This window comes from Streptomyces sp. NPDC005878, from assembly GCF_040629815.1.
In the GTDB taxonomy this organism is placed as follows: Bacteria; Actinomycetota; Actinomycetes; order Streptomycetales; family Streptomycetaceae; genus Streptomyces.
In genome coordinates, this window is sequence record NZ_JBEXWK010000030.1 from 49,393 (window position 1) to 63,224 (window position 13,832).

Sequence of the window (13,832 nt, forward strand, 5' to 3'; positions counted from 1 at the left end):
GCCCGGCGGCCCGTACGCGCCCGTACCCGGCAACCCCTACGGATCCCCGCCGCCCGGCGGCCCGTACGCGCCCGTACCCGGCAACCCCTACGGATCCCCGCCGCCCGGCGGCCCGTACGCGCCCGTACCCGGCAACCCCTACGGATCGCCCCCGCAGGGGGAGGGCCCCCGGCCGCCCGCGCCGCGCGGGTTCCTGACGGGGTGCGCGGTCTTCGCCGGCCTCTGCTGCACCTGCCGGATGTGCTGCGCCAAGGAGTACGAGGGGCCGTGGTCGCGCAGGAAGAAGGAGGGCTTCTGCCGTGACTGCGACTGTGACTGCGGGGACTGCGGCTGCTGCAACTGCTGTGAAGGCTGCGACGGGTGCGGCTGCTGCGACTGCGGGTGCGACTGCTGACCTACCGTCACCGCGTGTGCGCACAGGGTCACTTGTGTTCGGAGGGTGAGCCCGGGGACGCGGACGACGGCGGCGGGGCGGAGAGGGGGCGGGAGGCCTCCGTACGGAATACTCCGGCCCGGCACCACGCTCGCACCGGGGGACGCCCACCCCGTACGAAAGGGTCGAACACATGAGCACGGACGCGGCGCAGGAGTGGAAGAACTGGCACGAACGGCGCGTCGCGTCCGTCTCGGCGCCCTACGGCCCGCTGGCGCTGACCGGTACCCACTGGCTCGCCGACGCGGTGGAGGGGCGAATTCCGGCCGTGCCGGGCACCTGGCGTGAAGAGGACGGCGCGGTGGTGCTCACGGCGGGCGAGGAGGACGGGATCGTCCTCGACGGACGCCCCTTCACCGGCGAGGCGCGGCTGACCGCCGACCACGCGCCGGCCGCCGAGTCCCGGCTGGCCCAGGGCGCGCGGCGGCTGGTGGTGCTGCGCCGCGAGGGGCTGTGGGCGGTACGCGTCTGGGACCCCGGGGCCGAGCGCCGCCGCGCCTTCGCCGGCATCGAGGCGACCCCGTACGACCCGCGCTGGGCGGTGCCGGCCGTCTTCCGCCCGTACGGCGAGGCACGGACCGTACGCGTGGCGAACGCCGACGGGGTGGAGCGCGGGCTCGGCCTCGGCGGCGAACTCGCCTTCACGCTCGACGGCCGGGAGCACACCCTCCAGGTGGCGGTCGAGGACGACGGTGAGCTCTGGGCGGTCTTCGCCGACGCGACCAGCGGGGACTCGACCTTCCCGTTCCGTTTCCTGCGCCCCGGCGCACCCGACGCGCACGGCCGGCTCACGGCGGACTTCAACCGCGCGCTGCTTCCGCCGTGCGCCTTCGCGGACCACTTCATCTGCCCCTTCCCGCCTCCCGGCAACACCCTCGGCACGCCGGTCACGGCGGGCGAACGGACCGTCCTCACCCACTGACCCAGGGCTTTCGGACCCCCAACGGCCCGGCCGAAAGGCGCCCTTGCGCCCGACGGCCGGGCGGCCGAATACTCCCCCTCAGCGCTTGTCAGGAGCACGGCTTGCGCTCACCAGTGCTGCCCCAGCTCCGGCTGCGCCTCACGGGGTCCCCCCACCCAACTCGGGCCCCTCGATTCCCTTCGGGAGGAACAGAAGTGAGGATCAAGCGCACCACCCCCACCCGCGGTCTCGCGAGACGCACCAAGGCAGTCGCCCTCTCCGCCGGGCTCCTCGCCGCCGGTGCCCTCGCGGTCCCCACCGCGAACGCCACCCCGTCCCAGGCCTTCAGCGCCACCCAGCTCTCGGCCGCGAGCTCCGCCGTCCTCGGCGCCGACGTCGCGGGCACCGCCTGGAACATCGACCCCGCCACCCACACGGTCGTCGTGACCGCCGACTCCACCGTGAGCAACGCCGACATAGCCAGGATCAAGCGGCAGGCCGGCGCCAACGCGTCCGCCATACGCGTCGAGCGGACCGCGGGCAAATTCAGCAAACTGCTCTCCGGCGGCGACGCCATCTACGCGCCGAGCTGGCGCTGCTCCCTCGGCTTCAACGTCAAGAAGGGCAGTACGTACTACTTCCTGACGGCCGGCCACTGCACCGAGGGCTACCCGAACTACTACACCAGCTCCTCGCACACGACGAGCATCGGCCCGACGGTCGGCACCAGCTTCCCGGGCAACGACTACGGCCTCGTCCGGTACGACAACACCTCGCTGTCCCACCCGAGCGCCGTGGGCGGTCAGCAGATCAGCAGCGCGGCCAACCCCTCGGTCGGCCAGACGGTCACCCGGCGCGGCTCGACCACCGGCATCCACAGCGGCCGGGTCACCGCGCTCAACTCCACCGTGAACTACGGCAACGGCGACATCGTGTACGGCCTGATCAAGACCACGGTGTGCGCCGAACCCGGTGACTCCGGCGGCCCGCTCTACGCCGGCTCGACGGCGCTCGGCCTCACCTCCGGCGGCAGCGGCAACTGCTCCTCCGGCGGCACGACCTTCTTCCAGCCCGTGGTCGAGGCCATGAACGCCTACGGCGTCAGCCTCTTCTGACGGCTGATCACCTCGCTGCCCCGGCAGCGGCGAGCCCCCGTCCGGCCACCGGGCGGGGGCTCGTTCCCTGCGCCCCGCGCCCGGTGACGGCTGGACGCGATGCGCCTTTTTGGGAGGATGTTCACGGCGGAGAGGCGACCGGACACACGGGGTGAGTCAGTGAAACGCATCGGAGTGACCGGTCACCGCGACATCCCCTCCGAGGCGCTGGGGGAGATCCGCGCGTGCCTGCGGAGCCTGCTGTGCGGCCACGACGGTTCCCTGGAGGCGCTCTCCAGCCTCGCCGTCGGCGCCGACCAGCTGTTCGCGGCCATCGCCCTGGAGTGCGGGGCCTCCCTGACCGTCGTCATTCCCAGCGGCGACTACGAGACCGGCTTCGCGGAGCCCGGCGAACTCGCCCGCTACCAGGGGCTGAGGAGCCGGGCCGCGCAGGAGGTCCGGATGGACTTCCCGCACGCCACCGACGAGGCCTACTACGCGGCCGGCGCCTATATCGCGGACAACTGCGACCGCCTCATCGCCGTCTGGGACGGCCAGCCCGCGCGCGGGCTCGGCGGCACGGGCGACATCGTCCAGTACGCCCGTGGCCTGGGGAAATCGGTCACGGTGGTGTGGTGCGACGGGGTGCGGCGGCCCTGACGTCCCCCGTCGGCGATCAACTGCGGAGCCGGGCCAGCCAGTCGGTGTGCTGGGGCGAGACGACCCGCTCGGTCTCGTAGACCGCCGCCGGCCAGTCGCGCTCGCTGACGGTGTTCTCCATGGCCACGTGCATGGCCTTGAGGTCCTGCTCCACCAGCGCGTGCGCCGAGATCAGCGGCTGATGGCGACGGATCTCGTTCCACGCCAGGCACGCGGCCGCCGTCGCCGAGAGCAGTCCGGCGACCTCGACGCCCTCGGCCGCGCCGAACATGTGCAGCGTCGCGAAGAGCAACGCGAGAACGGTGAGCAGGGTGATGGCCGTGGTCCACAGCGCGGTGGCCCGCCGGGACGCCTCCTGCCGGCGCCGGTACCAGTTGCGCTGCTCGATGAGGCGGTCCCGTACGTAGGTCTCCTTGCGTACGGCGAACGCCTTGGCCCGTAACTCCCGCATGGGCGCGGTGATGAGCGGGGCGGCGGCCAGGTCCGAGGCCCCCTCCTCGCGCGGATCGCGCCAGCCGACCCTGCGCAGTTCCCCCAGACCCTCCTCCAGACGGAGGGTGAACAGACCTTCGGGATCGGAGGCGTGGGAATCGAAGGGGGCCCCGTGCACGGCATAGCGCCAGCACATGGATTTGATGAATTCGGCCGCCGAACGGTTCAGTTGCCAATGCGATTTCGCGTGCCCGCGGGCGGCGCGGAAGCTCACCGCGAGCACCCCCGCGTACGCCAGTGCGCTGAGCGCGCTCGCCAGACGGAAGTCACCACCGAGCTTCATCTCCCACGGCAGCACCGCCAGCGCGGCTCCCGCCACCAGCAGGCAGAGCCGCCAGCGGGTGTCGTTCACCGCGGCCCGCTGGCGCCCTACCGCGAGTGCGTCCGCGTGATGGAAGAGACCCGGCAGGTCGGCGTTGCGGAAGACCATGCTGTGCAGAGGACCGGGAATCGCCGTCACATCCACCCCTGTCTGCGGTTTTAGTCATCACTCTTTCGGTGGAACGACCCATTCCGTACACCTTCCGGCACGCCGGGTCGGGCGTTCGGGGCAAGCGGTCGTGCTCAGTTGCCAACAGTGGCCAAGAGAGTAAAGTCGTGCCGCCGACACTGCAACGGTGCATGTCGTCGGTACCCCTGTCCACATGCAGGAATTACCCACCAAGGACGGCCGTGAAGACCTCCGTGAATTCTCTCTCCTTCGCCCCTGCGAAGAAGAGCCGTGTGCCCCTGGCCGACATCGACGTCCGCGGCGCCGACGCCGCCAGGAAGCTCGGCCGCGTGCTCCCCTCCACCCTCGGCCGCCCGGTTCAGGCGTCGACCTTCAACTCGGCGCTTTAGACAGTCGGAGAGCTCTAGACTGGCGGAATGACTGGACCCCTGGTCCCATTCCGCGAGATCGTGCTCAAGGTTCACAGCAGATGCGATCTTGCTTGTGATCACTGCTATATCTACGAAGCCCCTGATCAGAGTTGGCGTACCCGCCCCAAGGCAATCTCTGACGAGGCGATTTCCCGGACGGCCCGGCGACTGGCCGAGCACGCCGCGAAACACGTACTGCCCTCCGTGTCAGTGATCCTGCACGGAGGGGAGCCGCTGCTGGCGGGTCCGGCCCGGCTCCGGAAGGTCTGCGAGGAGCTGACCGCCGCCCTCGACGGCGTCGCGGAGCTCGATCTGCGCATCCACACCAACGGCCTCCAGCTCAGCCCCCGCTACCTCGACCTCTTCGACGAGTTCGGCGTCCGCGTCGGCGTCTCTCTGGACGGGGACAGGGCGGCCAACGACCGCCACCGCCGCTTCGCCGACGGCCGCACCAGCCACCCCCTGGTCCTCAGAGCCGTCGAACTGCTCCGCGGCGAGCGCTACCGCCATCTCTTCCTCGGGCTGCTGTGCACCATCGACGTGGCCAACGACCCGGTCGCCGTCCATGACGCGCTCATCGCCCTGGACCCGCCGCGCATCGACTACCTGCTGCCGCACGCCACCTGGGAGACGCCCCCGGCCCGGCCCGGCGGCTCCCCGACCGAGTACGCCGAGTGGCTCCTGAAGGTCTTCGACCGGTGGGAGGAACAGGGCAGGCCGGTTCCGGTCCGGCTGTTCGAGTCCGTACTGTCGACGTTGAACGGCGGCCCCAGCCTCACCGAGTCCCTGGGCCTGGCCCCCACCGACCTCGTCGTGGTGGAGACCGACGGCACCCTGGAGCAGGTCGACTCGCTCAAGAGCGCCTACGAGGGCGCCGCCGCCACCGGCTTCGACGTCTTCCGCCACTCCCTGGACGAGGTCGCCGCCCACCCGGGCGTCCGGGTGCGCCAGCTCGGCCTCGCCGGGGTGGGACCCGAATGCCGTGAGTGCCCGGTCGTGCGCTCCTGCGGCGGCGGGCTCTACACCCACCGCTACCGCCCCGCGAACGAGGCGGCGGGCCGGGACCCCTTCGACGGGCCCTCGGTCTACTGCGCGGACCTGGAGGCGCTGGTACGGGGCATCGAGAGCCGTACGGCGGCCCGGCTCGTCCCCGCCGCCCTGACCGACCCCGCGGAGCTCGTCGCCACCGAGCACGAGCTCACCCGCACCCTGCTCGCCCGCCTCCACGCCGATCTGGCCGGGCGCGGCGGAGCCGAGTGGACCGAGGCCTGGCGGCTGACCGCCCTCGTCGACGGGCCGGGCCTCGACGAGGTGCTCGCCCACCCCTACGCGCGCGGCTGGCTGCTCACCGCCCTGGACGCGCTGCGCGAGGACCGCCCCGGCGCCCCCGCCCTCGCCCACCGCCTGGCCGCCTACACCGCGGCCGCCGCCGTGCGCGCCCGGCTCGACCTGCCCGTCACCGTGGGGTACGAGGACGGCCGGCTGGTGCTGCCCACCCTCGGCGAGCTGAGGGTCGCGGAACCGGGCGCGGCCGGGCGCGCGGAGGTGGTCCCGGCCGAGAAGGGCTTCCGCGTCCGGGGCGTCCGGGGCGGCCGCTTCGAGCGGGAGGTGGAGTGCCCGCGCGAACCGTGCGGCGACTGGCTGCCGGTGCGCGGGCTCGGCCGGGACGGGGCGCCCGACATGGCGCTGGACGACCTCGACCCGTACCGCGACTGCTTCGGCGCCGCGGTGCTGCCGCGGCTCGGGCTCGCCGAGGCCGACGAGTGGAGCGGGCGCCTGGCCGCGGCCTGGGGGCTGCTTTCGGCCACTGTGCCGGGCCACGCGGCGGCCGCCGCCACGGGACTGACCACGCTCACCCCGCTCGCGGGCGCCGGGGACACGGTGGCCGGGCGGCACGGATACGGGGCCCTGGGGGTGCCCGTGGGGCTGACGGGGGACGCGTTGGCGCTGGGACTGCTGCGGGGCTTCCGCAGGGCGCGGTTCCGGGCCCTGCGCGATGTCGCGGACCTGTACGCGCTGGACGGCGGCCGGCACCACCGGGCCGGCTGGCGCCCGGATCCGGTACCGGTTTCGGTCCTGCTGGCCGAAACGCATGAGCGGGTGGCGGTCGCCGCGTACGACAGAACCGCACGCACTCTGGCGGAGACCCGGCGCGCGCTGGAAGCTCTTCAGGGGGCGGCCGAACTCACCGTGAGCGGGAAGAGGCTGGTCGCCGACGTCCTGGTGGAGTGGGAAGAGGCAGCCCGTGGATGAGCGAGCCGGAACAGTACCGGAGAGCGCGTTACGCGACGACCTGGCCGCCATGGGGGTCGGAGAGGGGGACACCCTCCTCGTGCACGCCTCGATGAGCGGACTGGGGCACGGCCCGGGAGCGCTGGGGCGGGCCCTGCGCGCGGCGGTCGGCGGCCCGCTCAAGGGCACGCTCGTGGTCCCGGCCTTCACCCCGGAGAACTCGCTCACCTCCGCGGCGCACCTGCGGCGGGCCCGGAGCGTACGGAACACGGCCGCGTACCAGGACTTCAAGCGGCGGATGGAGCCCTTCGACCCGGAGCGGACGCGCAGCCAGGGCATGGGTCGGCTGGCGGAATGGGTGCGGACCTCGGACGGGGCGGTGCGCAGCGCCCATCCCCAGACGTCCTTCGCGGCCTGGGGATGCCGCGCCCTGGAGCTGATGGAGGGGCACGAACCCGATTGCCATCTGGGGGAGAAGTCGCCGCTCGCGGCCCTCTACGGCGCGGACGCCCGCGTTCTCATGATCAATGTTGGATTCGGCGTGTGCAGCGCCTTTCACCTCGCGGAATACCGGTATCGGAGGAACCCGCCCAAGAAGCTGTACAGCTGTGTGGTGCGGGACGAGAGTGGGCGTCGGGGATGGTTCCACTATCCCGATGTCGATCTCGACGACAGCGACTTCGAAGCCGTCGGGGCCGACCTTCCGGAGGAAATGCGCAAAGAGTGGCAGCTGGGACGGAGAACCGCCCGATTGTTCTCGATCAGGGGGGCAGTGGACCACGCGGTGGACTGGATGACCGAAAAGCGGCCTTGTTTGACCGAACGATGAGGGGATGGAGCGCCGTGCGCTCCGGAATGATGTTCTTCAATACTGCAGGACGGGGGTCGTGTGCACGCATCAGCGCAGCCGCGTCCGGCCGACCAACATCGGCCCTACTTCTTTCTGAGTTACGCGCACACGCCGAGGTACGGGGCGGGCGGCCCGGACCCCGACATGTGGGTGGAGCGGCTTTTCCGTGATCTCTGCGGCCATGTGATGGCCATGACCGACCTGCCCGCCGGTGCGCCCGCCGGCTTCATGGACCGGGAGATACGCTCCGGCGAGGGCTGGTCGGAGCGTCTCGGCGAAGTCCTCGCCTCCTGCCGGGTGTTCGTCCCGCTGTTCTCGCCGCGCTACTTCGCGAGCGAGATGTGCGGCCGCGAGTGGTACGCGTTCGAGCAGCGCACCATCCAGCACCAGGCCCATACCAACCGCCCGGCCGAGGCGATCGTGCCGGCGCTGTGGGTGCCGGTCCCGCCCGAGCAGCTGCCCGGGCCCGCCGAGCGGTTGCAGTTCAACCACCGGGCCTTCGGCGACCGCTACGTCACCGACGGCCTCTACGGGCTGATCAAACTGCGCATATTCGCCGAGGAGTACGAACGCGCGGTCTACGAGCTCGCCAAGCGGATCGTCAGCGTCGCCGACGCCACCGCGATCCGGCCCGGCCGCCACGTCGACTACCGGCTGGCACCCAGCGCCTTCGGCCCGTCCGCCGGCGAGGGCCCCCGCCCGATGCACGTCACCGTGGCCGCGCCGACCCGCCACGAGCTGCCCGAGGGCCGCGACGAGGCGTACTACGGCGACAGTCCGCTGGAGTGGAACCCCTACCACCCGCTCTCCGCCCGGCCGCTGGCCCTGGTGGCGGAGGACATGGTGCGCTCGCTCAACTACCAGACCACCGTCTCCTCCTTCGACGAGGAGGTGCTGCACCTCGACGGCAAGCAGCCCCCCTCGCGGCCGGAGATCCTGCTGGTGGACCGGTGGGCGCTGGAGGACGAGGACCGGCGGGCCCGGCTCGCGGCCTTCGACGCCGAACACCGGCCCTGGGTGAGCGTGGTCGTCCCCTGGAACCGCGACGACCACCAGAGCCGGGCGTCGGAGGCGGAACTGTCCCGCCGGCTGGAGGAGACCATGCCGTCCAAGATGCGCCAGGGACGTGCCGCCTGCCGGGCCGCCGCCAAGGGCGTCCCCAGCATGGAGGCCTTCGGGCAGATACTGCCCCAGGTCGTGGAGGCGGCGGCACAGCAGTACCTGAGACACGCGACGGTCTACCCGCCCGCGGGGGGCGGGCACACCGAACGGCCGCGCCTGGTCGGGCCGATGGGCACCGATTTCGGCACCACGCAGTACATCCCCGACAGGCTCGATCACGCGCCCGATGCGGAGGAGACGGATGACAGCCAGTCGTGACGGACGCATCGTCACGTTCTACTCGTACAAGGGTGGTACGGGCCGCACCATGGCCCTCGCCAACACGGCCTGGATCCTTGCCGCCAACGGCAAACGGGTCCTCGCGGTGGACTGGGACCTGGAGGCCCCGGGGCTGCACCGCTTCTTCCACCCCTTCCTCGACCCCTCGACGCTGGGCGCCACCACCGGGGTCATCGACCTCATCACCGAATACGCCTGGGCGGCCACCAGTCCCGTGCCGCGCTCGGACGACTGGCACCGCGACTACGCGCGCATCCAGCCGCACGCGGTCTCGCTCACACCCGAGGCGCTGGGCTGGCAGTTCCCCGACGGCGGCACCCTGGACTTCGTCTCCGCCGGCCGGCAGAACCGCGAGTACTCGGCGACCGTCTCCACGTTCGACTGGGACAACTTCTACGACCGGCTCGGCGGCGGTCACTTCTTCGACGCCCTGCGCGAGGACATGAAGGAGAACTACGACTACGTCCTCATCGACAGCCGCACCGGCCTCAGCGACATCGCCGACATCTGCACCGTCCACCTCCCCGACATCCTGGTGGACTGCTTCACCCTCAGCGACCAGTCCATCGACGGCGCGGCCTCGGTGGCCCGCCAGATAGACGAGCGCTACAGCGGGCAGAACATCCGCATCCTGCCGGTCCCGATGCGCATCGACGAGGGCGAGAAGGAGAAGGCGGACGCCGGCCGGGCCCTGGCCCGCCTCAAGTTCGACCGCTTCCCGGCCGGGCTCTCCGGCGACGAACTCACCGCGTACTGGGGCGCGGTGGAGATCCCCTACCGCCCCTACTACGCCTACGAGGAGACGCTGGCGACCTTCGGCGACGAGGCCGGGCTCTCCAACTCGCTGCTCTCCGCCTTCGAGCGCTTGGCCTCCGTGGTCACCGAGGGCCGGATCACCTCGATGCCCACCGTCAACGAGGAGATCCGGCTGCGCATCCGCGACGCCTTCACCCGTCGCAGGCCCGCCCTCCCGGCCGACCTGTTCCTCAGCTATGTGGCCGAGAACCGGATGTGGGCCGACTGGATAGAGTCCGTGCTGACCCGGGCCGGGTTCCGGGTGGTGCCCCGCGACGTGTCGGCCGAGCCCAGCAGCGCCGACGGGGAGGCGGTCGCCGCCGAGAACGCCGCCCGTACCGTGGTCCTGCTCTCCAGCGCCTACCTCAAGTCGGCGCGGGCCGTGGAGATCTGGTCCCGGGCCGCCGCCGAGGACCCCTCGGGCGCCCGCCGCCAGCTGCTGCCGCTGCGCGTCGGCGACGTCCGGCTCACCGCGCCCTACATCGACCGCAACCCCGTCGACCTGTTCCGCCTCGACGAGGTGCACGCCACCACCGCGCTGCTGCGGGCCCTGGAGCGGCCGGTGCAGATCAGCGACGGGGTGGCGCCGGGGCCGCGCTTCCCCGGCACCGTCCCCAAGATCTGGAACGCGCCGCCGCGCAACCCCGGCTTCACCGGCCGCTCGCTGGTCCTGGAGCGGATGCGCGACCAGCTCGGCGGCGGCCTCGCCGTCGTCCTGCCGCAGCCGCAGACGCTGTACGGACTCGGTGGCGTCGGCAAGACCCAGGTGGCCCTGGAGTACGTCCACCGGTTCATGGCCGACTACGACCTGGTCTGGTGGATCTCCGCCGAGCAGCCCGACGACGTGGTGGCCGGCCTCGCCGAGCTCGGTGTACGGCTCGGGGTGCAGGGCGGCGACGACATGAACTCCGCCTCCCGCGAGGCCATCGACCTGCTGCGGCGCGGGGTGCCCACCTCGCGCTGGCTGCTGGTCTTCGACAACGCCGACGACCCCGAGCAGCTCAAGAAGTTCTTCCCGCCGGGCGGCCCGGGCCACGTCCTGGTGACCTCCAGGAACCAGACCTGGTCGCAGTACGGCGACGCGCTTCCCGTCGACGTTTTCCTGCGCGAGGAGTCCATCGAGCACCTCCAGCGGCGCGCCCCCGGGCTCACCATCGACGACGCCGACCAGGTCGCCACCGCGGTGGGCGACCTGCCGCTCGCCGTCGAGCAGGCGGCCGCGTGGATCGCGGAGACCGCCACCCCCGTCGCCGCCTATCTGGAGCAGCTGGCGCAGCAGGCGCCCAGCGTCCTCGCGCTCAACCAGCCCGCCGGCTACCCCGAGCCGGTCGCCGCCACCTGGAACGTCTCCATCGAGCGGCTCAAGCAGCGCTCACCCGCGGCGGTCCGGCTTCTCCAGCTCTGCGCCTTCTTCGCGCCCGAGCCGATCTCCGCCAATCTCCTCTACAGCAAGGAGATGATCGACGCCCTCAAGCCGTACGACGCCACGCTCCAGGAGAAGCTGGTGCTCGGCCGGGTCATCCGCGAGATCGGCCGGTTCGCCCTCGCCAAGGTCGACCAGGTCGGCAGCTCCATCCAGGTGCACCGGCTCGTCCAGGCCGTGATCCGGGCGCAGCTCAGCGACGAGGAGCAGATGGACGCCCGGCACGCGGTCCACCGCATCCTCGCGGGCGCCCGGCCGGACGCCGACGAGCCGATCGACAACCCGGAGACCTGGGCGCAGTTCAACACCATCTGGCCGCATCTGACGCCCTCGGGGGCGCGGCTGTGCGACGAGCCGGAGACCCGCCGGCTCCTCATCGACCGCGTGCGCTACCTGTGGAAGCGCGGCGACTTCAACGCGGCCGCCAACCTCGCCGAGGACCTGCGCGAGGAGTGGCGCGAGAAACTGGGGCCCAACGACCTCCAGTACCTGTACCTGCGCTTCCACCTCTCCAACATCCTGCGCTCCCGCGGCCGTTACGTGGAGGCGATGGAGCTGGACGAGGAGACGCTCTCGCGCCAGACGGAGGTGCTGGGCGCCTCGCACCCGCACACGTACATGACCACCAGCGCCCTGGCGATGGACCTCGGCGCGCTCGGCCAGTACAGCAGGGCGATGGAGCTGGCGACCGAGGCGCACGAGGGGTTCCGGCAGATCTTCGACGAGTCGCACCCGCGTACGCTCGCCGCCGCCAACAACCTCGCCCTGAACATGCGCATGCTCGGCCAGTACGCCCGGGCCCGCGAGCTCGACCAGGACGTCTACGACCGGCGCACCGAGGTGCTGGGCCCGGAGCACCCCTACACCCTCTCCTCCGCGATGAACCTGGCGCGCGACCTGCGGGAGATCGGGCGCTACGAGGACTCGGTGGCGCTGCTCAGCCGGACGTACGACCTCTACAAGGAGCAGCTGGGGCGGGCCTTCCCGGGCACCCTGGCGGCGGCCAAGAGCCTCGCCGTGTCGCTGCGCCGCGCGGGCCGGCTGGAGGACGCGCGCCGGCTGACCACCGCGACCCGCAACCGCTACCGCGCCAAGTACACCTCCGCCAACCCCGACTGGCTGGCCTGCGACCTCAACCTGGCCGCCGACCTGTTCGCGGCCGGGGACTCGGCGGCGGCGCGGGACGCGGCCCAGGAGGTCGTCGACCAGTACGTCAAGGTGCCGGGGGAGCGGCATCCGTACACCCTGGCGGCCACCAACAACCTGGGCATCTACCAGTGGGGCTGCGGGGCGCTGGACGCCGCCGACACCCTGTTGGAGAACACCATACGGACGATGCGCGACATACTCGGCGAGAACCATCCGCACACGCTGTTCGCCACCGTCAACCTCGCCAACGTGAAGGCCGACATGGGCGATCTGGAGAGCGCCCTGGAGATCGAGCGGCACACGGTCGCGCGGCTGCGGGAGGTGCTGGGGGCGCACCACCCCGAGACACTGGCCTGCGCGTCGAACATGTCGGTGACGCTCGACGGGCTCGGCCGCAAGGAGGAGGCGTCGCACGTGCGGACGGAGGCCGTGGAGGAGCTCACGCGCCTGCTCGGCGACGAGCACGCGTTCGTCCGGATCGCCCGGGACGAGCGCCGGGTGCAGCGGGACCTGGAGCCGCTGGCGGTGTGAGCCGGGGGACGGCCGGTGCGACCGGAGTGATCGCACCGGTTCCCCCTCACCGGGTACCGCGGGCTCTCAGTCCTCCTCGATCAGCCAGGTGAGGATGGCGGGCAGGGCGTGCAGCGCGTCGAAGTGGGCGGCGGCCGGCTCCAGGACGGCCGTCGCGCCCGGGATGCGTTCGGCGAGCCAGCGGGAGTGGCCGACCGGGGAGAACACGTCCTTGACGCCGTGCCAGAGCAGTACCTCGCCGATGATGTCGGCGGGGTCGAAGCCCCAGGGGCTGCTCAGGGCGAGCGCGTCGTCGATCCAGCCGTAGGCCGAAGTGCGCAGCGCCTCCTGGTAGTTGCGCAGCAGCATGGAGCGCACCCCGGCGTCCTTGACCACCATCCGGTCCGCGTGGGTGAGGTCGTGGCGCAGTTCGTCCAGGAGCCGGATGGGGTTCCTGCGGATCTCGTCGGAGCGCGGGATGAGCCGGGCGGCGAACTCCTTGGGGTCCAGGGTGGCGGCCGTGTACTCCTCCACGTTGTAGGCGGTCATCCCGTCGAACCAGTCGAGCCCGGCCGCGTCCCGGGGCGCAAGCGTGACCAGCGCCGCGGTGCGGGTGACCCGCTCGGGCAGCAGGGCCGCGCAGGCCAGCGCGTGCGGGGCGCCGCCGGAGCGGCCGACGACGGCGAAGCGCTCCAGGCCGTAGCTGTCCGCGATCGTCTTCACGTCCTGGACGACGTCGGCGACGCTGCGGCCCTCCAGCCGGTCGGAGCCGCCGTAGCCGGGCCGGTCGTAGGCGATCAGCTGCATCCGCCGCTGGTAGAGCACCATGCCGCGCGGGGCGGGGCCCAGACGGCTGCCCGGGGTGCCGTGCAGCAGGAAGACCGGTCTGCCCCGCGGGTCCCCGAAGCGCTCCACCATCAGATGCCGGCCGTCGGCCGCTCGCACCCGACCGCGCACGCGTGCCCCCTGAGGTAGTGAATCGCGATACCGATCGCCGGGCCCGTCCTCGTACCGCCCATATCGTTTGTCGT

10 protein-coding genes and 1 pseudogene are annotated in these 13,832 nt (G+C 71.9%); 9 read left to right on the forward strand and 2 right to left on the reverse strand.

The window, feature by feature from the left end; translation table 11 throughout:
* The 4 genes and pseudogenes from ABZ404_RS31750 to ABZ404_RS31765 form a co-directional block, all read left to right on the forward strand.
* Positions 1-394: pseudogene (locus ABZ404_RS31750) on the forward strand (hypothetical protein); the annotation flags it as partial.
* A 172-nt stretch (positions 395-566) separates the two neighbouring features.
* Positions 567-1,355, forward strand: coding sequence for a DUF1684 domain-containing protein (locus tag ABZ404_RS31755; RefSeq protein WP_358833118.1), 789 nt, complete (start codon positions 567-569; stop codon positions 1,353-1,355).
* Positions 1,356-1,549: 194 nt separating this feature from the next.
* Entirely contained in the window at positions 1,550-2,449 is a 900-nt protein-coding gene (locus ABZ404_RS31760; protein ID WP_358833119.1) for a S1 family peptidase, read from the forward strand.
* Between the two features lie 159 nt (positions 2,450-2,608).
* A complete protein-coding gene (locus tag ABZ404_RS31765; RefSeq protein WP_358833120.1) occupies positions 2,609-3,088 on the forward strand; it encodes a hypothetical protein in 480 nt (159 codons plus the stop codon).
* Positions 3,089-3,104: 16 nt separating this feature from the next.
* Here the strand turns inward: ABZ404_RS31765 and ABZ404_RS31770 are convergent, their stop codons facing one another.
* Positions 3,105-4,010 carry a DUF4231 domain-containing protein gene (locus ABZ404_RS31770; protein ID WP_358833135.1) on the reverse strand — a complete coding sequence of 302 codons (906 nt, stop codon included), beginning with the start codon at positions 4,008-4,010 and terminating at the stop codon, positions 3,105-3,107.
* A 242-nt stretch (positions 4,011-4,252) separates the two neighbouring features.
* Here ABZ404_RS31770 and fxsA point away from each other — a divergent pair, with 242 nt between their 5' ends.
* The 5 genes from fxsA to fxsT all read left to right on the forward strand — a co-directional run bounded on the left by fxsA (position 4,253) and on the right by fxsT (position 12,822).
* Positions 4,253-4,420 carry an FxSxx-COOH cyclophane-containing RiPP peptide gene (gene fxsA / locus ABZ404_RS31775; protein ID WP_358833121.1) on the forward strand — a complete coding sequence of 56 codons (168 nt, stop codon included), beginning with the start codon at positions 4,253-4,255 and terminating at the stop codon, positions 4,418-4,420.
* A 27-nt stretch (positions 4,421-4,447) separates the two neighbouring features.
* The gene (gene fxsB / locus ABZ404_RS31780; protein WP_358833122.1) at positions 4,448-6,694 is read left to right on the forward strand and encodes a radical SAM/SPASM protein FxsB, inactivated metallohydrolase extension form; all 2,247 of its coding nucleotides are present in this window, start codon (positions 4,448-4,450) and stop codon (positions 6,692-6,694) included.
* Positions 6,695-6,773: 79 nt separating this feature from the next.
* Positions 6,774-7,502 carry an AAC(3) family N-acetyltransferase gene (locus ABZ404_RS31785; protein ID WP_358991153.1) on the forward strand — a complete coding sequence of 243 codons (729 nt, stop codon included), beginning with the start codon at positions 6,774-6,776 and terminating at the stop codon, positions 7,500-7,502.
* A 60-nt stretch (positions 7,503-7,562) separates the two neighbouring features.
* Positions 7,563-8,903 carry an FxsC protein gene (fsxC, locus tag ABZ404_RS31790; protein WP_358833124.1) on the forward strand — a complete coding sequence of 447 codons (1,341 nt, stop codon included), beginning with the start codon at positions 7,563-7,565 and terminating at the stop codon, positions 8,901-8,903.
* Positions 8,887-12,822, forward strand: a complete 3,936-nt coding sequence (gene fxsT / locus ABZ404_RS31795) for an FxSxx-COOH system tetratricopeptide repeat protein (RefSeq protein WP_358833125.1) — start codon at positions 8,887-8,889, stop codon at positions 12,820-12,822. The genes fsxC and fxsT overlap by 17 nt, the downstream gene beginning before the upstream one ends.
* A 66-nt stretch (positions 12,823-12,888) precedes the next feature.
* On the opposite strand, the gene ABZ404_RS31800 is transcribed toward fxsT, so the two are convergent.
* Positions 12,889-13,758 (reverse strand): alpha/beta hydrolase, encoded by an 870-nt coding sequence (locus ABZ404_RS31800; RefSeq protein ID WP_358833126.1) that lies wholly within the window; start codon positions 13,756-13,758, stop codon positions 12,889-12,891.
* Positions 13,759-13,832: the final 74 nt, after the last annotated feature.

Coding starts and splice junctions, on each gene's coding strand:
- ABZ404_RS31755 (WP_358833118.1), top strand. CDS start 567: ATGAGCACGGACGCGGCGCAGGAGTGGAAGAACTGGCACGAACGGCGC.
- ABZ404_RS31770 (WP_358833135.1), bottom strand. CDS start 4,010: ATGGTCTTCCGCAACGCCGACCTGCCGGGTCTCTTCCATCACGCGGAC.
- fxsB (WP_358833122.1), top strand. CDS start 4,448: ATGACTGGACCCCTGGTCCCATTCCGCGAGATCGTGCTCAAGGTTCAC.
- fxsT (WP_358833125.1), top strand. CDS start 8,887: ATGACAGCCAGTCGTGACGGACGCATCGTCACGTTCTACTCGTACAAG.